Annotated in this window: 18 protein-coding genes; 9 read left to right on the top strand and 9 right to left on the bottom strand. The window is 48.6% G+C overall.

The window, feature by feature from the left end; genetic code table 11:
* The first annotated feature begins 181 nt into the window (after nucleotides 1–181).
* Nucleotides 182–1,876, top strand: coding sequence for a PorP/SprF family type IX secretion system membrane protein (locus tag ABYP73_RS03460; RefSeq protein WP_372973459.1), 1,695 nt, complete (start codon nucleotides 182–184; stop codon nucleotides 1,874–1,876).
* 54 nt (nucleotides 1,877–1,930) lie between these two features.
* On the opposite strand, the gene ABYP73_RS03455 is transcribed toward ABYP73_RS03460, so the two are convergent.
* The 3 genes from ABYP73_RS03455 to ABYP73_RS03445 all read right to left on the bottom strand — a co-directional run bounded on the left by ABYP73_RS03455 (nucleotide 1,931) and on the right by ABYP73_RS03445 (nucleotide 3,749).
* A complete protein-coding gene (locus ABYP73_RS03455; RefSeq protein WP_372945749.1) occupies nucleotides 1,931–2,308 on the bottom strand; it encodes a hypothetical protein in 378 nt (125 codons plus the stop codon).
* Between the two features lie 119 nt (nucleotides 2,309–2,427).
* Entirely contained in the window at nucleotides 2,428–3,195 is a 768-nt protein-coding gene (locus ABYP73_RS03450; protein WP_372973458.1) for a hypothetical protein, read from the bottom strand.
* 41 nt (nucleotides 3,196–3,236) lie between these two features.
* Nucleotides 3,237–3,749, bottom strand: a complete 513-nt coding sequence (locus ABYP73_RS03445) for an ester cyclase (RefSeq protein WP_372973457.1) — start codon at nucleotides 3,747–3,749, stop codon at nucleotides 3,237–3,239.
* 201 nt (nucleotides 3,750–3,950) lie between these two features.
* Here ABYP73_RS03445 and ABYP73_RS03440 point away from each other — a divergent pair, with 201 nt between their 5' ends.
* Both ABYP73_RS03440 and ABYP73_RS03435 read left to right on the top strand, forming a co-directional pair.
* Nucleotides 3,951–5,912 carry a sensor histidine kinase gene (locus ABYP73_RS03440; protein WP_372973456.1) on the top strand — a complete coding sequence of 654 codons (1,962 nt, stop codon included), beginning with the start codon at nucleotides 3,951–3,953 and terminating at the stop codon, nucleotides 5,910–5,912.
* Between the two features lies 1 nt (nucleotide 5,913).
* Nucleotides 5,914–6,648 (top strand): LytR/AlgR family response regulator transcription factor, encoded by a 735-nt coding sequence (locus tag ABYP73_RS03435; RefSeq protein WP_372973455.1) that lies wholly within the window; start codon nucleotides 5,914–5,916, stop codon nucleotides 6,646–6,648.
* A gap of 35 nt (nucleotides 6,649–6,683) precedes the next feature.
* Here the strand turns inward: ABYP73_RS03435 and ABYP73_RS03430 are convergent, their stop codons facing one another.
* Complete coding sequence (locus tag ABYP73_RS03430) at nucleotides 6,684–7,301, bottom strand: FMN-binding negative transcriptional regulator (RefSeq protein ID WP_372973454.1); 618 nt, start codon at nucleotides 7,299–7,301, stop codon at nucleotides 6,684–6,686.
* 251 nt (nucleotides 7,302–7,552) lie between these two features.
* On the opposite strand from ABYP73_RS03430, the gene ABYP73_RS03425 reads away from it, so the two are divergent.
* The 5 genes from ABYP73_RS03425 to ABYP73_RS03405 all read left to right on the top strand — a co-directional run bounded on the left by ABYP73_RS03425 (nucleotide 7,553) and on the right by ABYP73_RS03405 (nucleotide 10,824).
* Nucleotides 7,553–8,875, top strand: a complete 1,323-nt coding sequence (locus ABYP73_RS03425; RefSeq protein ID WP_372973453.1) for a 2TM domain-containing protein — start codon at nucleotides 7,553–7,555, stop codon at nucleotides 8,873–8,875.
* Between the two features lie 154 nt (nucleotides 8,876–9,029).
* Nucleotides 9,030–9,332 carry a 2TM domain-containing protein gene (locus ABYP73_RS03420; RefSeq protein WP_372945339.1) on the top strand — a complete coding sequence of 101 codons (303 nt, stop codon included), beginning with the start codon at nucleotides 9,030–9,032 and terminating at the stop codon, nucleotides 9,330–9,332.
* A 17-nt stretch (nucleotides 9,333–9,349) separates the two neighbouring features.
* On the top strand, nucleotides 9,350–9,673 hold the full coding sequence (locus tag ABYP73_RS03415; RefSeq protein ID WP_372973452.1) for a 2TM domain-containing protein: 324 nt from the start codon (nucleotides 9,350–9,352) through the stop codon (nucleotides 9,671–9,673).
* A gap of 2 nt (nucleotides 9,674–9,675) precedes the next feature.
* A complete protein-coding gene (locus tag ABYP73_RS03410; protein ID WP_372945337.1) occupies nucleotides 9,676–10,011 on the top strand; it encodes a 2TM domain-containing protein in 336 nt (111 codons plus the stop codon).
* A 54-nt stretch (nucleotides 10,012–10,065) separates the two neighbouring features.
* Nucleotides 10,066–10,824 carry a LytR/AlgR family response regulator transcription factor gene (locus ABYP73_RS03405; RefSeq protein ID WP_372945336.1) on the top strand — a complete coding sequence of 253 codons (759 nt, stop codon included), beginning with the start codon at nucleotides 10,066–10,068 and terminating at the stop codon, nucleotides 10,822–10,824.
* 39 nt (nucleotides 10,825–10,863) lie between these two features.
* Here ABYP73_RS03405 and ABYP73_RS03400 read toward each other — a convergent pair whose 3' ends face one another.
* The 5 genes from ABYP73_RS03400 to ABYP73_RS03380 all read right to left on the bottom strand — a co-directional run bounded on the left by ABYP73_RS03400 (nucleotide 10,864) and on the right by ABYP73_RS03380 (nucleotide 19,227).
* The gene (locus ABYP73_RS03400) at nucleotides 10,864–12,093 is read right to left on the bottom strand and encodes an LETM1-related biofilm-associated protein (protein WP_372945335.1); all 1,230 of its coding nucleotides are present in this window, start codon (nucleotides 12,091–12,093) and stop codon (nucleotides 10,864–10,866) included.
* A 592-nt stretch (nucleotides 12,094–12,685) separates the two neighbouring features.
* Nucleotides 12,686–13,273, bottom strand: coding sequence for a superoxide dismutase family protein (locus ABYP73_RS03395; RefSeq protein ID WP_372945334.1), 588 nt, complete (start codon nucleotides 13,271–13,273; stop codon nucleotides 12,686–12,688).
* 74 nt (nucleotides 13,274–13,347) lie between these two features.
* Nucleotides 13,348–14,022 carry a DUF2490 domain-containing protein gene (locus ABYP73_RS03390; protein ID WP_372973451.1) on the bottom strand — a complete coding sequence of 225 codons (675 nt, stop codon included), beginning with the start codon at nucleotides 14,020–14,022 and terminating at the stop codon, nucleotides 13,348–13,350.
* Nucleotides 14,019–15,962, bottom strand: coding sequence for an alpha/beta fold hydrolase (locus ABYP73_RS03385; protein WP_372973450.1), 1,944 nt, complete (start codon nucleotides 15,960–15,962; stop codon nucleotides 14,019–14,021). Before ABYP73_RS03385 ends, ABYP73_RS03390 begins: the two co-directional genes overlap by 4 nt.
* 49 nt (nucleotides 15,963–16,011) lie before the next feature.
* The gene (locus ABYP73_RS03380) at nucleotides 16,012–19,227 is read right to left on the bottom strand and encodes a hypothetical protein (protein WP_372973449.1); all 3,216 of its coding nucleotides are present in this window, start codon (nucleotides 19,225–19,227) and stop codon (nucleotides 16,012–16,014) included.
* 123 nt (nucleotides 19,228–19,350) lie between these two features.
* Here ABYP73_RS03380 and ABYP73_RS03375 point away from each other — a divergent pair, with 123 nt between their 5' ends.
* Nucleotides 19,351–19,707, top strand: coding sequence for an SdpI family protein (locus ABYP73_RS03375; protein WP_372973448.1), 357 nt, complete (start codon nucleotides 19,351–19,353; stop codon nucleotides 19,705–19,707).
* Nucleotides 19,708–19,715 lie beyond the last annotated feature (8 nt).

Below are 19,715 nucleotides of genomic sequence, written 5' to 3'. Positions count from 1 at the left end.
ATTTTACCGAAAAAAGTTTGCGGATAATCGAGGTTTGTTCAACTTAGGATCACCAAATCTTATGAAAAGATAACCTATGTACTAATAAATTACTCCTTCTTAATTTTAGTTTTTATTCTTGGCTAAAGGTGTCCCCACCTTGTGAAAGGAGCTATGATTTAGTGCAGATAATACTTGTGCCATGTTCTGCAATAATCAATCTATTTTCAAGGATTCTTTTCGAGTTGTCCATTTTAGGTTTTGGGCAATGGTTCTGTTGAGTCTTTCATTATCGGGACACCTTTTTAGCCAGGAAGAATCGCCTTACGTTTCCTATAACGTCCCTTTTCAAAACCTCTTAAAATTCAATAGATTTCTCATCAACCCGACCTTTTCCACGGTACGGGAAGACAAGTCGTATATCAACTTCTTCCACCGCAGCCAGTCGGCCTACTTCCAGGACAATTACCAGAATTATTTTCTGAGTTACAGCGGGCGGATCAATGACCGGACCGGCCTCGGGATCAGTGTTTACAATCAACAGGAAGGGCTCGTATCCAATATAGGGATACTGACCAACTATGCGTATGGGGTCCGTCTCGGCCCTAAAAGCGTGCTGACCTTTGGGTTCAATATTCCCTATTACCGCAGCAGTTTTGACGAAAACAGAGCGGTCACCAATGAAACAGACCCGGCCTTGGCAGCCCTAAGTGAAAATTCTATTATCGCATTTCAGCCAGGGATCAATGTAGCTTTCGGGAGTTTTGACATTGGGATCTTCGCAGAGGATCTTTTCGACTTTAATCTGAAGACCGGAGAGTCCCTGACCAGTTTTGGCGAGAAATCCTTTTCCGGCCACCTGCAGTACACCCGTAACTTCCGCTACGCCGACGGGATCTTCGAAGAAGGCAGGCTCATGCCCATTGCGAGGATACGGAAGATTGGGAATGAAGGACTCGAATTTGGCGGAGGTGTCATACTCGACTTGCCCCGACTGGGTTGGTTGCAGGCCGGTTATGACAGTTTTTACGGCGGATCTGCAGGGGCGGGATTCAACATCAATAAAAGGCTTTCCCTGGGTTATAATTTCGAAAAAGGATTTTCCCAGGGCATTCAGAATTTTGGGGTGACCCATGAGATCTCCGTAGCGTATAACATCATACCCAACCTCACCGAAGATATGGTCCAACGGGAAACCGAGGAGATACAGGATTCTGATTATCTGGACGTGAAACGCAGGATCAAGAAAAACAAGAACCCCCTCTACCTGGAGATCGATAAACTGAGAAAGCTCAACCGGGCGAATTACGCAGTGATCAATGAACTGATCTACAAGGTAGACTCCCTGGAAAACCATATCAACTCGGAAATGGAGCGCCGGTTCGAACTTGCCGTACGCAATACCAGGCGAGAACTCGAGGCGATGAAAAATGCCATGGGAGACGAAAAGCCTGCCCTCCTTGCTTCTGCAGCGGCTGCAAAAGAGCCTGCCAGGCTCAGTGATGAGATCAAGATGCAGATGGAGAAAAATATAGATTCATTAACGAGACTTAGCCAGATGTCCCTGGCCCCTGATCGAATTGCACGAGACACCATCGTATTGGGGGACCTCATAGGCATACCCGAGGGTCACTATGTCATTGCCAATGTCTTTGAAACCAGGGAGTATCTGGAGAAGTACCTCGCCGAGCTCAAAAGAAAGGGCATCAAAGCCGGATATTTCAAGAATCCTGTGAACGGACTCAACTATGTGTATCTGGCGCGTTACGAGAACGACGAGGCCGATCTGGAAGCAGTGAAATCCGACTTCCGTTCCAAGTACGGCAATGAGCTCTGGATCATGAGTGTTCAGAAGGCTTCGAATTCAAGAATGGCCACTCTGAATTTTGATGACTGACAGTCTTAGGTCTGCAGGAGAATCCATTAGGGCAAAGGAGCTGTTAAAAAAGGCTCAGGTTCCTTCCTGATCCCTTTTTCCGACGACCTCCATGATCCAGTAGATCAGCTGGCCAAGGCCATTGGCAAAGATGAACAGCAGGATCCAGACCAGCAAAAGGTTATTTTGCTTCAAGTTGGGATTGTAGGCAGCATGGACGATATAGTAGATCAGGCTTCCAAAAGAGACTAAAACTGCGACCAGGACAAAAAGGATGATAATCCCGAGATTGCCTAGGATCCATCCTTCCGGAAAGTTCTCAGAGCCATGCTCGAGCTGGTCGATATTGCCGATCAGCATAAAAAGGAAGATAAAATATCCGATCAGGCCGAGAACGACCATCGCGATGGGTCCTATGGCAAAGAATGCCTGCCAGAATTTGCTGCGTAACATGAGTTATCAATTAAAGGTTGTCCATAAAAGTACCTCTTTTTATAGAGTTGAACAAAGAAGAAAGACCCGGATAATCCCGGGTCTCTCAGCTAGGTTGGTCGGTTAGGTTTAATTTCTCTTTAGTTGGAAGGTGAATAGGCCATATCGGGTCTCATCATCCCTGTGTACTCTTCATAACTCAACAGGTTGTTCATGAGATCCCACATCACTTTACCTCCATCTTCTCCCATCAGTTCCTGGTTGGCTTTGGACATTTGGGCGTGATCGACAGCGTCCTTAGCTGCGACGGCAACCATATAAAATTCTCCCCGGGTCCCAAACCCACTGCGGTATACCCTGTAATGGACCTTGGATCCCTTACTGGCGAACATGTTCTTTACAGCTTTCATTTTTTCTTTTACTGCTGCGCGGTTACCTGGCGTTACATAGAGGTAGTGGAATTTCCTGTAATTCTGTCCTTCCGGATTTTGGTCAATCCCTCCGGGCTGGTAAGAAAGGTCCGCATCCAGGTGGATGATGTAATCCTGCTCCGTGTCATAGCATTTATCCATCCTGGCAAAAAGGGCACTCATGGCCTCTTGTCCCATTTTTTCTGAGAGCTCCTTAAATACCGATTTGTCCAGGTCGGCCATATTCGCGATCGGACTTACATAGAGGTATCGGTTGTCCGAAGTGTTGGTAGCGATCCAGCCGGCACCCTGAATGTTGTGGGTTTTCATATGCCCGATGAGTTCTTTGCAAACGGCTTCATATTCCGCCATCATGCCGGGTTTTACCACATCTTCGTGGACCCAGTAGGATTGATTGGCCGATCCCTGTGCGAAAAGAGCCGAGGACATTACGGCCATCATGGCCATTGTGAAAAAGTTTCTGAGTTTAGTTTTCATGTTCATTCAAATTAAAGGTTATGGATAGGTTTGACGATATATTATTCGAGGATGGGTGGGATAAGATCGTATCCCAATTGTTGTAAAAGGTAGAGTTCGTTATAGTAAATATCTTCACTGATTATTTTGTTCTGTTCGTTCACGGTAAACAGGGAAACCCCATGAACCCTGGCCTTTTTCCCCGTAGGCACGAATTCCCCGAACACTCCTGTATTGGTCCCTTCGAAGGTCCAGACGGCGACGACCTGCTCATCCGACTCCACCCACTGGTCCAGGGTCACTTTGAGATCGGGGAAGGCCCTCCGGTAATTCTGAATATACGCTTCGAGTTCCACCGTCCCTTTCACAACCTGTATCCCGTTGAGATTCCTTTCATATCCTTCAGCAAGTAGTTCTCCCAGTGATGAACCGTCAATTGAATTCCACCCGGAGTCCATATACTGCATCACCAGTTTTTTCCGGGGAGAATGTTCTGGATCGGTTGTTTTCTCAGGCGCCCCGCAAGCGAGAGGCAGAAAAAAGAACAGGATCAATTGAAAGGTAACACGTTTCATAGGCCTGGCATTTACGATTCATCCCCGCTACGGTTACTGTAATTAAATAATAATGTATCTCTATGAGATAAAGCAGTCATTTCAGGACGAACAAGGTGAAAAACTGTCCGAAGCCACAACTTTTTTTATCCCACAAATCCCAAGGATATTTTTTTGTACCTTAGGGAGCCTCATTTCCCTAACGGCCCGTTTAGAAATGAAATGAGAACAGGATCCTTCACACAAATGATCATCTGCCTGCTCTTCCTTTTGAGCAGTCCATTAGTCCTGTCTCAGATTATCGACTTTAGTGAAGAAAATTCCTACAAAAAAGTCTTTCAACAAACCGATAATTTTGGTGCGTCCTATCTGGATACCCTTGAGATGGCCTACAGGCATGCTCCTACTGATTCCCTCAGGCTGACCCTATTGAATGATCTTTCGTACTACTGGCATACTCGTGATCTGGTAAAAGCCTACGAATTCACCCAGAAGGGTTTGAAGGAAGCCAGAGATCTGGATCTTCCAAAATGGATCGGGCGATTCCAGATCACCCAGGGGGCTATTCTGCTAAGGGACGAAAAACTGGATAGCGCCAGGACCGTACTGGGGATGGCCCTGAAACGGGTAGACCGGGATGAACTTCCTTTGCTCTTTACCCAATTGGGTTATGTGGCGGAAAGGGAAGGTGATTTGGCAAAAGCTGCTGAATACGCCATGCGTACCTTAAAACTAGGTGAACAGCTCGGGGATGTTCATGCCCAGGCTCAGGCATACAGTGATCTCAGCAACCTGTTCTGGAAGCAAAAGAAATATAAGAAGGGCCTGGAGCAGGGTTTAATGGCCCTTGAATTGTTCGAAAGCACTGGGCTCATTGACCTCGATTACGATTTCACCCTTTACGTCGTGGGTAATAATTACCTGGCCCTGGGTGATACTGAGGAAGCCCTGAAATATTACAATCATGCTATTTCCATAGGAGAGCGTTATGGATTTTACAACAACCTGAGCGATATCTATATTTCCCTGGCAGACCTCTACGGCCAGACCAATCAGTTGAAGGAGGGGGAGGCAGCCGCCCTCAATGCGATCCTCTTTAGTGAGCGGCTCAACAATAACTTTATGCTGATGCGATCCTGGCTCGCCCTGGGCAAAATGCAAAGGTTACAGGGAAAATACCTTTCATCCATCATAAGTCTGGAGAAGAGCATTGCGATCGCGACCGATGATTTCCGGGACGCCTTCTTTTTGAGCGATGCCTATCAGAACCTGGGGAAGGCCTATGCCGGAAGTCACAGCTACAGAGAGGCCTATGCGGCTTTTGAGAAGTATGACGAGTTGCAGCGAGAGGTCTTCACCGTGGAAGCTGCTGATCGGATGTCACAGATCCAGACTGAATTCGATGTTGCCGATAAAGAAAACACTATCGAATTACAGGGTATACAGATCAAAAAACAGCAGGTCATCCAGACCCTGGGGATGGTCGTGATCGTCCTCCTGATCCTTTATTTACTGCTGATCTTTAAGTCGGTCCGCACAAACCGGAGAAATAACGAAAAGCTCAGGGTACAGAATGAAGAAAAGGAATTTCTGCTGAAAGAGATTCACCACAGGGTTAAAAACAACCTCGAGATCGTCTCCAGCCTGCTGGCCCTGCAGGCCGATCAGATCCTGGACCCCAAGGTCAAAAGCGCTATGATCAAGAGCCAGCAGCGCGTCCACAGCATGAGTATGATCCACCAGCGGCTGTACCAGGGAAAAAGCCTTTCGCATATCGAAATGAAGGACTATTTCAGAAATCTGGGGAACCATGTGATCCATTCCTACGGAAAGGAAGGCCTAATTAAACTGGATTGCGAGATGGAACGCATCTCAGTGGATATAGACCATGCCATTCCTATAGGCCTTATCGTAAATGAACTGCTGTCTAATTCCCTGAAATACGCCTTTCCGGAAGACCGCAAGGGACGTATCCGCGTATCCCTTTTTCAGCGAGGATCCGTGCTTCACCTGGAAGTGTCCGATGACGGGATAGGGAAGGACATCGCCCAGGGTATTGAAGGTACCGGCTTCGGTACGCAACTCATCGCCCTGCTGACCACCCAACTCGACGGGGAAATGCAATTGGTAGTAGACAAGGGAACATCGGTCTCATTTAATTTTCAACTCCCACAAGCCGCCTGATATGGAAGATAAAACAAGGGTACTCATCGTTGAGGACGATATGATCATCGCCTCCAACATTTCACTCCAGCTTACCAAGAAAGGCTATGAGGTTACGGGAATCGAGTCGAGGGGGGAGGAAGCCATTATCCATTCCCGCCTGAATCCACCCGATGTGATCCTTATGGATATCAATCTGAAGGGAAGGCTTAATGGTATTGAAACCGTGAAAAAGATCCAGCATGAAACGGATATCCCTGTGGTCTATATCACAGCCAACAATGATGAGGCCACCTTTGAAGAAGCCAGGAAGACGCATCCCTTTGCCTTTGTGGACAAGCCCATTACCATGCGCGACCTGTGCAGGACCCTGGCACTGGTTTCCGAGCAACTAAAGAATAAAGAAGAGGTACAGGAAAATCCTCAGGAGCAAATCGCCCTGTTGAACGACAGGATCTTTATCCGCCACCAGGGGCAGATGATCAAATTATTATTGCAGGATATCCTCTATATAGAGGCCGATCGTAACTATTGTCACCTAGTAACGGACAAAAAGCAATACATCCTGGCCACCACCCTGAAAGATATGCAGACCAAGCTTCCCGACGCCTTGTTCGTGCGTGTACACCGTTCCTTTGTGGTCAATATATCTAAACTGGACGTACTGGGAGAAGGTCATGTAGAGATCAACAGAAAGGTGATCCCTTTAAGTCGGTCCTACAGGGAGGACCTCCTCAAACATTTGCAGACCATTTGATCTCAAGGCTTCGGCAACGGAGAAACGGATTCTTTTTACCGGCCGGAAGACCTTTTATTCATGATCCCGGAGATCTCCTTACTTCCGGGATCCTTTTTGGAGGAGAGTTCTGAAATGATCCGTGCGTGGTCCTCTTCCCGCCCCTGGGAGAGCTTGTAAGCCGCCTGGATCTCCTCGATCTGAATCCGGAAACCCACTACCCCTCTTACCTGCCTTAAGGTAGCATCCGACATACGATGCAGGGATACCGGATCTTTTTCCCCTGCTTCGTGATGATCCACCAGGCTGCTCAGCCAGGCCAGCACCTCTTCTTCGGTCATGACCTGTAAACTGCCGTAAACGTGTACGGCGATGTAATTCCAGGTAGGTACTTCTTCTTCCTTGTACCAGGAGGAGGACACATAGGAGTGTGGCCCATGAAAGATGCATAGCACACGGGGATTGCCGGCAAAAGCACGCCACTGGGGGTTGGCTTTGGCGATGTGCCCGATCAGGATATCCCGTCCGCCACTGTCAGTGGTAAGTTCCAAGGGCGTATGGGTAGCCCAGGGCTTACCTTCCAGGTCGTTTACCAGGATGCCGAAGGAATGGGTAACAATGAATTCCTTGACCTCTGAAAGGTCCTCGTTCTTATAGTGTTGAGGGATATACATGTCGATGGGATCAGGCTCAAAAATAGATAAATTCTCCGTGTAAGACTTCGCTTATGACGACTGGTAACCCAAAATCGACAATTCGGTGCCTCGATGTTGAAATTCTGGACGATTATCCGGAATATTACGATCTGATACTGAACACATCTTCTCAATGAAGCAGGTGAGAGATGTCGCCGACCATGGAGGAACTATCTTTTTGTTACCTTTAAAAATCAGGTATCGGATTTTGTGAATTTCAGACAAAAAGGATGAAAAGTTTAATTCAGATATTCAAGGTCTCCGTACTGATCGCCGCTGTGATAGTGCTTATCAATGTAGTGATCAACCTGAGTTACGATTGGGGTCTGATGGAACTCCTCGAAATCTCGGGAATTTCCATGATCTACAGTTTTGTGCTGACCGCCGTGAGTTCGTATTTCCATGAATACTCGAATTCCAAATACAGCTGGGCAACTCAGCCGCAAAAAAGGCTGTGGTTCGGGGCCATTGGATCTGTGATCGTCACGGTCATGGCCTTTGCCCTCGTCCGCTGGTTCGTAGAGGTAATTCTATACGGGAAGTCGCTGGAGGAATTTATAGCGGGGGAAAGAGTGTTCAATTACATCATGGCACTGGGGATAGTTCTGATCGCTTCCCTTTTCTTTCACGCCTTTTATTTCTGGAAGGCCCTTCAGGACACCAAGATCAGGGAACAGAAGATCATCGCAGGAACGGCCTCGGCCAAGTTCGATGCCCTGAAGAATCAGCTCGATCCTCACTTTCTCTTTAACAGTTTGAACGTGCTGACAAGCCTGATCGAAGAGGACCCCGATCAGGCCCAGCGTTTTACGACGTCCCTCTCAAAGGTATATCGCTATGTGCTGGAACAAAAGAACAAGGACCTGGTCCCGGTGGATGAGGAGCTGGATTTTGCGCGGACCTACGTCAAACTGCTGACGATGAGATTCGAGGACGGCATCAGGTTCGAGATCCCGGAACAGGCCTCAAATCCCGAAGCAAAGATCGTCCCTCTTTCCCTGCAATTACTGTTGGAGAACGCCGTAAAACACAACATGGTTACCTCATCAAAGCCGCTGGAGATCAGGGTCTTTGAGGAAAATGGAAATCTGGTTGTTCAAAACAACCTGCAGGAGAAGTCGGTAGTAAAAAGGAGTAGCGGGGTAGGATTGAGAAATATACAGCAGCGGTATTCCATTTTATCAGACAGGAAAGTGGACATCCAAAAAACGACATCGGATTTCAGGGTGAAACTGCCGATGCTCACCAAACAAATAGGAACCATGGAATCGCAAAAAGCGTACATCGAGGACAAACGATATGAAAAAGCCAAGGAACGGGTGGAAGCCATCAAAGGATTTTATGGCAACCTGCTGGCCTATTGCATTATCATACCATTTCTGGCCTGGGTGAACTATCGCTCCACGGATTTTCCCTGGGTACTGTTCCCAGCCCTGGGCTGGGGTATAGGACTGGTCGCTCATGGAATGGAGGCTTTCGGGTACAACCCCCTTTGGGGCAAGAGGTGGGAAGAAAGAAAGATCAGGGAATACATGGAGAATGAGGATTTTTAATGGTATAAGGTTACTTATCTGACGAGTGAAAGATTTTAGCGTAACCGACAGTTCAGATCAGTAATTCTACAGTTCGGACTACTTTATTTAGAAAATCAAATCGGCCTGTGGAACTTTGTAAGACAAAATCGAATACTTGTAAAAATCACTGACCATGGAAGAGTTTAGCAAAGAGAATAAATATTTAAGGGCCAAAGCCCGGGTAGAACGATTAAAGAAGTTTTATGGGAACGTCACATCCTATGTGCTGGTGGTCGCCTTCCTGGCTGCCGTCAATTATTACGATAACGAATGGCGCTATGCCTGGTTCCTTTGGGTTGCCTTTGGCTGGGGCCTGGGTATCTTCTTTCACGCAGTGAGGACCTTCGATCTAAATCCCTTTTTTGGAAGGGCCTGGGAAGAGCGCAAGATCAAAGAGCTCATGAAGGATGAAGATGAGATAAAGCGCTGGGAATAAGCAAAAAAATTTGCACTATGGAATTTCAAGAAAAAGAAACCGAAAAATTTAAAAAGGCCAAGAAACGGGTAGAGGAGCTAAAGGGATTCTACATCCACCTGACGGTATACCTGGTCATCAACTCCTTTATCGTTGTGAATATCCTGATCAGATCATGGAGTGGAGGGGATGCCTTCTGGCAATTCGGTACATTCTTTACCCCTTTTTTCTGGGGGATAGGTCTGGCTTTCCACGGCTTTAAGGTGTTTGACTACAACCCCATCCTGGGAAAGAAATGGGAAGAAAGGCAGATCAAAAAGTACATAGAGAAGGATAAACGAGATGCAGCTAAATATAAATAACCATGGAAAATACAACATTGGCCGCCTATAAATCGGCAGAGAAAAAGGTAAAGAGGATCAAAGGGTTCTATTGCCATTTGACCGTATATCTCATTGTTAACAGCCTTATCCTGATTCTGGCCTATAGCGGTCTGCAGAACATCTCGGAATCCTTCTCCGGGATGGACTCTGAATTCGGCGTATGGATCATCTGGAATCTGTTCGGCACACCTCTCTTCTGGGGTTTCATACTTCTGATCCATTGGATGAGGGTCTTCGGACCCGGATTGAGCTTTGTCCGCAGGTGGGAAGAGCGGCAAATGCAGAAGTTCCTGGAAGAAGAGAACGGCAAACGATAACGAATTCGCATAGGAATACTTCCGAAAGCGAGAGAAAAGACCAAACTGCTTTACATGAATGTGATCATTATTGAAGACGAAAAACCCGCCGCAAGAAGACTGGAGAGAATGCTGGCCCAACTCGGGATCCGTTCCGGGCAAACCCTCCACTCCGTGGAGGAATCCCTGGCATGGTTCCAGGACAATCCCCACCCGGACCTTATCTTCCTGGATATCCAGCTCTCAGACGGGCTGTCCTTTGAGATCTTTGATCTTCTCGAGATCCGAAGTTCCATCATCTTCACCACCGCTTTTGACGAATACGCCCTGCAGGCCTTTAAGCTGAACAGCATAGACTATCTCCTCAAACCCATTGATGAGGATGAACTGAAGAAAGCCGTCGAAAAATTCAGATCACAGAACAATGCCCTGAACCCCAAAATGACCATCGATTTTGAGGACATCAAAAAAATGCTGGTCAATCCCATCGAACGGGAATACAAAAAACGGTTTACCGTCAGAGTAGGGCAGCACCTTAAGATCATCCATGCCGATGACGTGGAATGTTTCTACAGCGAGAACAAGGGAACCTATGCGGCGACCTCGGAGGGAAGATCCTACCTTTTGGATACCACCCTGGAACAGTTGGAAACCGAACTCCCCCCTAAAATATTCTTCAGGGCAAGTCGTAAGTACATCGTGAACATCAACCATATCCGGGACATCATCTCCTACACCAATTCCAGGCTGCAGATCAAGCTGAACAGGACTCCGGAGCAGGAAATCATCGTCAGCAGGGAGCGGGTAAGAGATTTTAAGTTATGGTTGGAATAGGGCAATCCAATACCCTGAAGAAGAAACAATTAATATCCACTATAGATTTTTCTTATAGTCCTTATTTCGGGGAGTTTCCTCCTTTTTAACCACCCTGTTCTCGTCAAAAGAGGAAGGCAGCAAGGTAGGGATGAGTTTGATAAAGATCGGCAGGAGAACAGCCCCTCCCGGCAGCATGAAGATCGCCAGAGACGGGACACTTTTGAATATATCCATGAGCTGGTCCTGTACTTTTTTCTTCTCGGATGCACTCAGTTCTTTTACGGCTCCTTTTGAAATGAGGAAGACAAGTTCCTTGCTTTCGGCCAGTTCTTTTTGCAGCCGCTTACTGTTTCTCAGGATAAGCTTGTTCACGACCCTCGCCATACTGTCATAAAATTGCACAGCCAGATTGGTATCCTTCAGAAAGGTGATCTTCTCAATGTTCTTTTTAAAAAAGATCGTGATCTCCTCCAGGGAGTCAGCGATCTGTTTCTCCTCAAAGCCCATGTCCTTCCCGATTCCGTAGATGTACTGGGATTCCTTGTAATCCAGGGAATAGTCCTCCCAAACGGTAAGACTGGCCACATCGAGGAAATACTGATTCTCCCAGGGGGAACAATTCTCCATCAGGATCTCCCGGTACGACCCGTCGAATTTTTGCTCCTCCGCATCTATAAATGTGAGGGAAGCGGCAAACAGCTGGGAAAGTTTTTCATCCGACCTGTTCTTTTCCTTGGCGTTCAGGGCGTGATACGTAATGTTGATGGTCAGGTACTCCAGTTTCTGCGCCTGGGCTACCAGATCTTTTTCCCCCCTCAGGTAGTAGCGAAAGGTAAGGACATCGATAAAGAGCAGGGAATTGGTGATCACGCTGTTAAAGGTTCTGGTGATCACATTTTCATCCAGATACACCCGTGAATCGATGAGGGTCTCTAACTTGTCAGAGGTTTTTTTACCCGTGAGCAAATTGTTGAGAAAGGAACTTCTGCCGATGTTCAAAGCCCTGTAGAAGGCGAAAATGGTCTCGAGGAACTCCTCGAAGTCGCCCTCCCGTCTTTCGATAGAAAAAGTGAAGTACAGGGCAACCAGCAGATTGATCTTGGCTCGTTCATCATCCGAAGGAGGGTGTTCGATCTTGATAAATGCCGGGATGTCTACATTGATCCCATAGACAAACCCGTATTCTTTCAGGCTGGAGTACAGGGTGGAAAAGTCGGGGTACATACCCGACTTATTCCGTACAACCTCGCCGAATTTATTGATCCAACCGGGTCCAGAGGGATTCATGAGCTGAGAATTTGGACCCAAAGTACATCAAAAATTGACTTTTCTAAAAAATTAAGGAGCCGGAATCTCGGGAAAGAATGGAAAATGACCTATTTCCTCGGTGGTGCAAGCTGTGACAGGCGTCAAGACGCCACTTTGCATTTCATCGAATAATGCCACGGATTTGCTCGATTTTCCTGTGTATAATTAGGAAATTATAGACGAAATGTATAGTTTTATCGTTCAAGTTCATGTTTTAATGCCCCAAGTATTACTCCTGAACGATTAGTAAATAAATACGTAACCGACCCAAATCACCTACGTTATGGAATATTTCCTCTTTATCAGCTGGTCCATAGCAATGCTTCTTGTCTTTGTTAAAATTTGGCTGGCCAACCGATCTTTACAAAACCTGCTGCGCAAATAATCCTCAGAAAGCGACCCTTGGTTTTTCAAAGCTGTACTTTCGGCTATCTTCCCAGGTAAGGTTAACCTGACCGGGAATGCGGATACACGACTAAAATAAAAACATTCGGGCTGCAGGGTGAGCGCCAATTCTTCTAAGGCATAAAAAAAGCCGTCCGGAGACGGCCCTTGCAACATGCATTGCTATTTATTTGATGATTCCCGTACAGCTGATCCGGGCTCCGGCAGCTCCGCTGGGCTGGGAAACAAAATCATCCACTCCCTGGTGAACGATCACAGCTTTTCCCGTAATATTCTTTGTTTCATCTTCACAGCTCAGGCACCAGAGATCGGTCGTGAACTCTACTACGGCATTGCCCTCGGCATCTGCCGTGAAATTCCCTATATCCCCCCTGTGGTAGCCTTCACTGGCTCCCCATTTTCCATGAGGTTCTGAGGTTGGATTCCAGTGGCCTCCGGTGGAAGTCCCGTCTGCCGCAGAACAGTCGGCCTTCTCGTGAATGTGAATGGCGTGTTTCCCTGGGGTAAGTCCGGAAAAGCTCGCAGTCATGACCACATTACCGTCTTTTTCCGTGAACTCCACTTCACCAGCCACATTACTATCGCTTTTGGGGTCCATCTTAAAGGCTATGGTCTCTTCCATGACCTCTTCCTTGACCACTTCCACAGCCTCTTCCATTTCTTCCATCGCTTCACCGGCCTCCTTCTTGGCTTCCTTACACCCTAATCCGAGGATCAGGAGCAAACTCAGTGATGATACTCTCAATATTTTCATGCTATATGCGTTTTGGGTTATCTTTTAAAATTACAAAAATTTAAGGCGAAGTCAATGTACCTCCCTTACCCTTTTCATTTCTTTTTCCTCAGATCGGGATTAAAGAACAGGGCCACCTGCAGGCGGTCGAAATCGATCCCACTGAAGTGGTTTTTGAGATACCCCAGCTGCAGGCTGCTGTTTTCTGTGATGTGCACTCCGAAAGCGAAATACAGCCGATTTTGACCAAAAGCGTCATCCTGAAGGTTGATAAAAACCTCGTCATAGGCATTGACAAAAAAAGTATCGGTCAATGGCAGGGTAACCTGCAGCCGGTATCTGGCCCTGTGCTGTGTGTCGGTAAAGTCCCCGAAGTTGATAAACCGCTGTTCCATTCGGTATCGGTGTTCAAAGAGAAATTCTCCTACCTTGTTCTTGAGGATAAACTGCTGGAAGATCCTGTTCTCCCGGGAATCCCTGTCCCCGCCGAATTCCTCGAAGGTGTTGTCTGTAAGGATGTAAGCGTAACCGAGGGTGGCGATCGCATCCGAATTAATGTGGTAGTTCAATCCCGTCCTTAGCAGCATCTGGTTGAAATTACCCTGGGTCTCGTAATACCGGAACTGGGCTTCCGAATGAACGCTCAGCTTATCAGAGACCCGGTTCATGCCAAAATACATATACCAGGCACCCCAGGTGTCTTCTCCGGTTTCCTGGGCCATGGTAAACCCGGAAAACAGGAGGGTTATGGCGAGGATCAGTCGTTTCATTCGGTATCGGTTTGTATGTCCATGATCTCCCCATCCTGAATGGGTTGTCCTTTATCCTGTTTCAGGTAAACGTCCAGGAACTCCAGGATCTTGCTGTACGCCGCGATCTGATTCTCCTTTTTCACGAACCCGTGACCCTCATCCTCAAATAGGACGTATTCCACAGGGACCCCGTTCTTCCTGACGCCGGCTACGATCTCGTCTGATTCTACCTGCAATACCCTAGGATCCTTGGATCCCTGGAGGACGATGAGGGGTTTTGTGACCTGGTCCGTATGAAAGAGGGGAGAGATGGCCCTGAGGCGCACCGAGTCTGCACTGTTGGGATCACCCAATTCCTTGTAGAGGGCATCCTTGAAGGACTCCCACCAGGGCGGGATGCTTCTCAGGGTGCGTATCCAGTTTGTGACGCCGAAGAGATTCACTCCCACGGCAAATTCTTCGGGAGTATACGTAAGGGCGGCCATGGTCATATACCCGCCATATGAACCCCCAATGATCCCGATCTTGTCAGGGTCGATCTCAGGTTGTGAAGCAAGCCAGTTCTTCCCTTCCACACAGTCCCTCAGGTCTTTGTCGCCATGGTTGAGGTCGTCCATTTGATAGAACGTCTTCCCGTACCCACTGCTACCCCTGTTGTTTACTGCCAGGACGGCATAACCGTGGTTGACCAGGTACTGAATCAGGGAGCTGAAATTCTGTCTGCTCTGTCCTCCGGGCCCCCCGTGAACCCAAACCAGGGCAGGAACCTTATTTTCGGGTGAGGCCTGGTGGGGCTTGTAATAGATAGCCGGGATCTCCAGACCGTCAAAGGAAGGATAGCGAATCACCTCGGCCTTCACCAGGTCCTGCGGCTGGATCTCCTTGTTGAGGACATCCGTCAGCTTCCTTTGTTCCCCGGATGTGATATCGTACACGTACAGGTCTGATGGGCTGTTAGAACCCCCTGCGAAGAACCTCATCAGGCTGTCATCGTCCGAAAAAGACACACTGGTGATGTCCATATCGCCTATGGCAGGCAGGGTCATGGGTTCTCCCGTGGCCACTTCCTCTACCTCGATACTGTTCTTGGCGTCCTCGTTTATGTAGGTCACCCTGTATTTGCCAGTCCTGGTAAAATAGGTACCATTGATGTCCCAGTCCCTTTCCATGACCTTTTCCCGTGTTCCGCCTGAAATGTCGTATCGCATCACATAGGAGAACTCCGAACCCTCATCTGTAGTGTACAGGAGGGCACTGCTGTCCGGGGTAAAGTCCTGGGCCGAATTGGCACTCTGGCTTTCATTGATCTTAACCTGGCTGCCGGATTCCAGGTCGTAAAGGTAGAGGTCGCCGTCATTCGTGTTCAGGGCCTTGCTGAGGGTGAGGTATTTCTCATCCCTTGAGATCGCACCTATGTCATATCCCTGTTCGTTCTGATACAGCAGTTCCGGGGTAAAAGTCTCCAGGTCTACCTTGTAGAGGTCGATGAAGCGACTATCCCTTTTGTTGGATCCAAAGAAAAAGCCCTTCTCGTCATCCGCCCAACCGTAAAAGAGGGAGCGGGCTCCCTCATAAGGGGTCAGGTCCCGATAGGTCCCGTCCTCCTCCCGCAGGAAGATGTGATAGATCTCATCCCCGTTGTTGTCCATACGGAAAAGCATGCGCTCATCTTCCGGAAAATAGGAGATGGCAAAAACTGAGGAACTGTCGGATTCCGTCACAGGCTGAAATTCGCCCCCATTTACCGGAACCGTATACATATTGTAGATCCCGGACCGGTTGCTGGTCACCAGCAAGGTGCTGAGATCCGGGGAGAAACTGCCTCCCCCCACATTCTCGTTATCCATCATCTGTTCGATGGTATAGGTCTTGAGGTTCTTTGCCACCTCATTCTCCTGGGGTTTTTCTTTGCAATTCCACAGGACTACAAGCAGGGTCAGGAACAGTGTTTTTTTCATGGTTTTGTCATTTATGTCGTTCATCAAATAGTCAAATGCCTGTTCCCTGTCAATCGAGGGAGAATCTGGAGGTATCCTTAAACAGGCTTACATTCAGGGGCTCAATCTTCTCTCGGTATGTTTTCCAGTCCTCCACAAAGAAGGCATTGGTCTTTTCCAGGGCCGCTTTCAGCTCCGATTCGGCGAATTCCATAAGGCGGGTTTCTGTCTCTGTGATCCCTGATTTTCTCGAGTTCACATACTGACTGGCAATCCCTATCCTTCGCATGACGGTCATTTCAGGATTTCGGGTAATCCCCTGCCTCTTGTCTTCTTTGCCCAGGTAGATATCGATGATCCCATTTATCTTTTTTGCGATATCCTTGGAGGCATCGATGGCTTCTGCAAATTTTTCCTTGTCGAGCTCAGCCAGATCCTTTTGGTACTTCTCAGCGACCTTCTTGCTTTCAGCGAGCTGTTTTACGGCATCTGCTGCCGTTTGTGTAAGCCCTTCCAGCTTTTTGGCTGCGGTGTAGACCTGATCTATGTTCGCCTGGGAAACCTCCAGCCTGGGATCCGAAGCCACGGTGATCACGGTTTCATCACTGGCCTCACCCACGGAGACCACCACCCGGTATTTTCCCGGCTTTACATCCACACCCCCCGATTCCCTGCTGCGTTTGCGCAGCGTCCGGGAAGGCCTGTCGGGCCCTTTCTCGTCCATGTTCCAGTATATCCTGTGGAATCCCGCTTTTTCGGGGGTTTTGTATTTCAGGGTACGGATCAGAGCCTCACCCCTGAAGATCTCAACGGTCACAGAGTCTTTCGATTTCTTTTTCTCTTCGGCCTCATCTTCTTTTGACTCCTCATCTTTTTCTTCAGTTTCCTCCTTTTCTGTGGATTTGGATGCCTGTTTACCCTCCTTCAGGAAGTAGGTGATCATGGCACCACCTTCCCTGTTCTGGCCGTTAAAGATGGCGTCCGCACCAAACCGGCTCCCGGAAGGTTGCTGGTAGGCCGCCTGATAGGCCACAGGCGGATCGAATACGGCTAGGGCCTTGTTGAGGACAGCCGGATCCGAGGCTACAGTGCTCAGAGGGCGGATATCATCCAATACCCAGGCTGCCCGACCGAAAGTCCCTATGACGAGGTCCCTTTCTCTTGGGTGGATCACCAGGTCCTTGGTGGATACCGTTGGAAATCCTTCCGTCCATTTTTGCCATGTGCCCGCCCGATCAAAGGAGATATAGAGTCCGTCATCTGTACCGAGGAACATCAGCTTAGGATTTTCAGGATCCTCAACGATCGAAAGGGTATAGCTCTTCACATCGTTCCCGTCGACGATCCTCTCCCAGGTCTTTCCGTAATCCCGGGTTCGGTAAGCGTAAGGTGTGTAGTTGAACCTTCGGTAATCATTGGCGATCAGCAAGGCCTCCCCCTTATTTCTCCCAGAGGCACGGATCTGTGCGATCCAGCAACCTTTGGGCAGGCCTTTGAGGTTTTGAGTTACTTCTGTCCAGTTCGCTCCCCCATTTTGGGTGAGATGCACTCTTCCGTCATCCGTCCCTACCCATAGCATATCCTTTTCAATGGGAGAAGGTTCTATGACAAGGATAGTACAGTGGTTCTCGGCCCCCGTGGCATCCATGGTGAGTCCGCCACTTTCACTCTGTTTGAGCTTCTCCGGATCATTGGTGGTCAGGTCGGGGGAGATCACCTCCCAGGTAAGTCCCTTGTCTGTGCTCTTGTGGACGAACTGGCTTCCGAAGTAGACCGTGCTGTTATCAAAGGGATCCTGTCCGATCCCGGCATTCCAGTTGAACCGTAATTCTGTTTCCTTATCCGGTGGGGTAGGCCGTACCGAATAATTGTTGCCCGTAATATGGTCGTAGCGGCTTACAAAACCCTGTTGACTCATGGCATACCCAAAGCGGGAATCATCCAGGTCTGGTACCACATCAAAGCCATCTCCGAATGCGATCTCCTGCCAGTAGCTGTTGCGGATACCCTGGGCTTTCCAGACGTAGGCGGGGCCCCTCCAGGAACCGTTGTCCTGCATCCCCCCGTAAACGTTATAGGGATATTCATTGTCCGTACTGATGTGGTAGAACTGGCCCACGGGAAGGTTGCCGATAAAACGCCAGCTCTCTCCCCGGTCTCTGGTGATGTTCAATCCCCCGTCATTCCCGTCTATCATGAAATTCCCATCCTCCGGGTGAATCCACCAGGCGTGGTGATCCGGGTGCACCCCATTGTTCACACCATAGGCAGGCATAAGTTGAGAGAAGTTCTTGCCACCGTCCTCTGAGACGTTGACATAAGTGAAAACCGAATACACCCGGTTCTCATTCTGGGGGTCGACATAGATCTCGGAATAGTAAAACGGCCTGTTCCCGATATCATTTTTGTCATTGATCTTTTTCCATGTAAAGCCCCCGTCTTCCGACTTGTAAAGGGCGTTTTTCTTTGCCTCTACCAGAGCGTAGACCACATTGGGCCTGCTCCGGGCCACTGCGATCCCGATCCGCCCGAGTTCTCCTTTGGGCATCCCGTCCTCCGCTGTGATCTTTTTCCAGTTCTCCCCCCCGTCGTGGGTCATGTAGAGCCCGCTTCCGGGTCCACCCGATTTAAAGAACCACGGGTCTCTCTTGTGCTCCCACATAGCTGCGAAGATCTTGTTGGGGTTGGTAGGATCCATGACCATATCGGCCACCCCGGCACGGTTGTTTACGAAAAGGATCTTGTTCCATGTCTTACCTCCATCGGTGGTCTTAAAGACGCCCCGTTCCGGGTGTTCTCCCCAGGGGGATCCTATGGCGCCCACGTAGACCGTATTCGGATTGTCGGGGTCTATGATAATACGGTGGATATGCCGGGTCTTTTCCAGGCCCATCAGGGTCCAGTTCTTACCCCCGTCCAGGGAGCGGTATACACCGTAACCCCCGTTCAGGCTGTTCCGCGGGTTCCCTTCTCCTGTACCAACCCAGATGACCGAAGGGTTGCTCTGCTGTATGGCCACTGCCCCAATGGAGGCCGTGACCTCCTTGTCGAATACTGGCTCCCATTTAATACCGCCGGAAGTCGACTTCCACAAGCCGCCAGAGGCCGTCCCTGCAAAGATGATGTCGGGGTCGCTCTGGACCACATCGATGGCCGTGACCCTTCCGCTCATTCCACCCGGACCTATATTCCTGGGTTTGAGATCCTGAACAAAGTCCATTTTGAATTCTTGAGCAATAAGGGAGAAGGATGCAAGGAGCATCAGGGAGAGTACAATTTTTTTCATTAGGATTTGTATAGAGTTGATCGCTAAATATACCAAAAAGGGTATGAGAAATTCTTAAAGAGTTGTTAAGGGACTATCCACGATCCTACGTACATTTGATGCTACAAAAATTGCACTCTGACCATGGAAAACTCATCTGAGTTCAATGAGATCCTCTTGTCTGTTGGATTTGTTGGGATGACTCTGATAATCATCGGATTGTTCCTGTGGAAATACCCCCCTAAAAAGGTCAACCACCTCTACGGCTACCGCACCAGGTCCTCTATGAAATCACAGGAACGCTGGGACCATGCCCAGGCCTTCTCTGCACGGGAAATGATCAAACAGGGTGTCCTTCTCGTATTTCTGGGTGGCGTACTCATGTTATTCCGGGACCTGACTCTACTTGTGAGTATCACGATCTTCATGATCCTGCTCTTAGGGAGTTTTCTGGTCGTTATTGCCAGGACCGAAAGGAGTCTCAAAGACAAGTTCAAATAAAAATGCCT

Source organism: Muriicola sp., from assembly GCF_041567615.1.
Lineage (GTDB): Bacteria > Bacteroidota > Bacteroidia > Flavobacteriales > Flavobacteriaceae > Muriicola.
The sequence above is the reverse complement of the archived record's forward strand: the minus strand, read 5'-3'. Positions and strand labels throughout refer to the sequence as shown.

Bases quoted from the DNA above. Each gene is read 5' to 3' on its own strand.
- ABYP73_RS03410 (WP_372945337.1), top strand. From the start codon at position 9,676: ATGGAAAATACAACATTGGCCGCCTATAAATCGGCAGAGAAAAAGGTA.
- ABYP73_RS03455 (WP_372945749.1), bottom strand. From the start codon at position 2,308: ATGTTACGCAGCAAATTCTGGCAGGCATTCTTTGCCATAGGACCCATC.
- ABYP73_RS03460 (WP_372973459.1), top strand. From the start codon at position 182: ATGTTCTGCAATAATCAATCTATTTTCAAGGATTCTTTTCGAGTTGTC.
- ABYP73_RS03390 (WP_372973451.1), bottom strand. From the start codon at position 14,022: ATGAAACGACTGATCCTCGCCATAACCCTCCTGTTTTCCGGGTTTACC.
- ABYP73_RS03420 (WP_372945339.1), top strand. From the start codon at position 9,030: ATGGAAGAGTTTAGCAAAGAGAATAAATATTTAAGGGCCAAAGCCCGG.
- ABYP73_RS03435 (WP_372973455.1), top strand. From the start codon at position 5,914: ATGGAAGATAAAACAAGGGTACTCATCGTTGAGGACGATATGATCATC.
- ABYP73_RS03400 (WP_372945335.1), bottom strand. From the start codon at position 12,093: ATGAATCCCTCTGGACCCGGTTGGATCAATAAATTCGGCGAGGTTGTA.
- ABYP73_RS03430 (WP_372973454.1), bottom strand. From the start codon at position 7,301: ATGTATATCCCTCAACACTATAAGAACGAGGACCTTTCAGAGGTCAAG.
- ABYP73_RS03405 (WP_372945336.1), top strand. From the start codon at position 10,066: ATGAATGTGATCATTATTGAAGACGAAAAACCCGCCGCAAGAAGACTG.
- ABYP73_RS03440 (WP_372973456.1), top strand. From the start codon at position 3,951: ATGAGAACAGGATCCTTCACACAAATGATCATCTGCCTGCTCTTCCTT.
- ABYP73_RS03375 (WP_372973448.1), top strand. From the start codon at position 19,351: ATGGAAAACTCATCTGAGTTCAATGAGATCCTCTTGTCTGTTGGATTT.
- ABYP73_RS03415 (WP_372973452.1), top strand. From the start codon at position 9,350: ATGGAATTTCAAGAAAAAGAAACCGAAAAATTTAAAAAGGCCAAGAAA.
- ABYP73_RS03380 (WP_372973449.1), bottom strand. From the start codon at position 19,227: ATGAAAAAAATTGTACTCTCCCTGATGCTCCTTGCATCCTTCTCCCTT.
- ABYP73_RS03445 (WP_372973457.1), bottom strand. From the start codon at position 3,749: ATGAAACGTGTTACCTTTCAATTGATCCTGTTCTTTTTTCTGCCTCTC.
- ABYP73_RS03450 (WP_372973458.1), bottom strand. From the start codon at position 3,195: ATGAAAACTAAACTCAGAAACTTTTTCACAATGGCCATGATGGCCGTA.
- ABYP73_RS03385 (WP_372973450.1), bottom strand. From the start codon at position 15,962: ATGAAAAAAACACTGTTCCTGACCCTGCTTGTAGTCCTGTGGAATTGC.
- ABYP73_RS03425 (WP_372973453.1), top strand. From the start codon at position 7,553: ATGAAAAGTTTAATTCAGATATTCAAGGTCTCCGTACTGATCGCCGCT.
- ABYP73_RS03395 (WP_372945334.1), bottom strand. From the start codon at position 13,273: ATGAAAATATTGAGAGTATCATCACTGAGTTTGCTCCTGATCCTCGGA.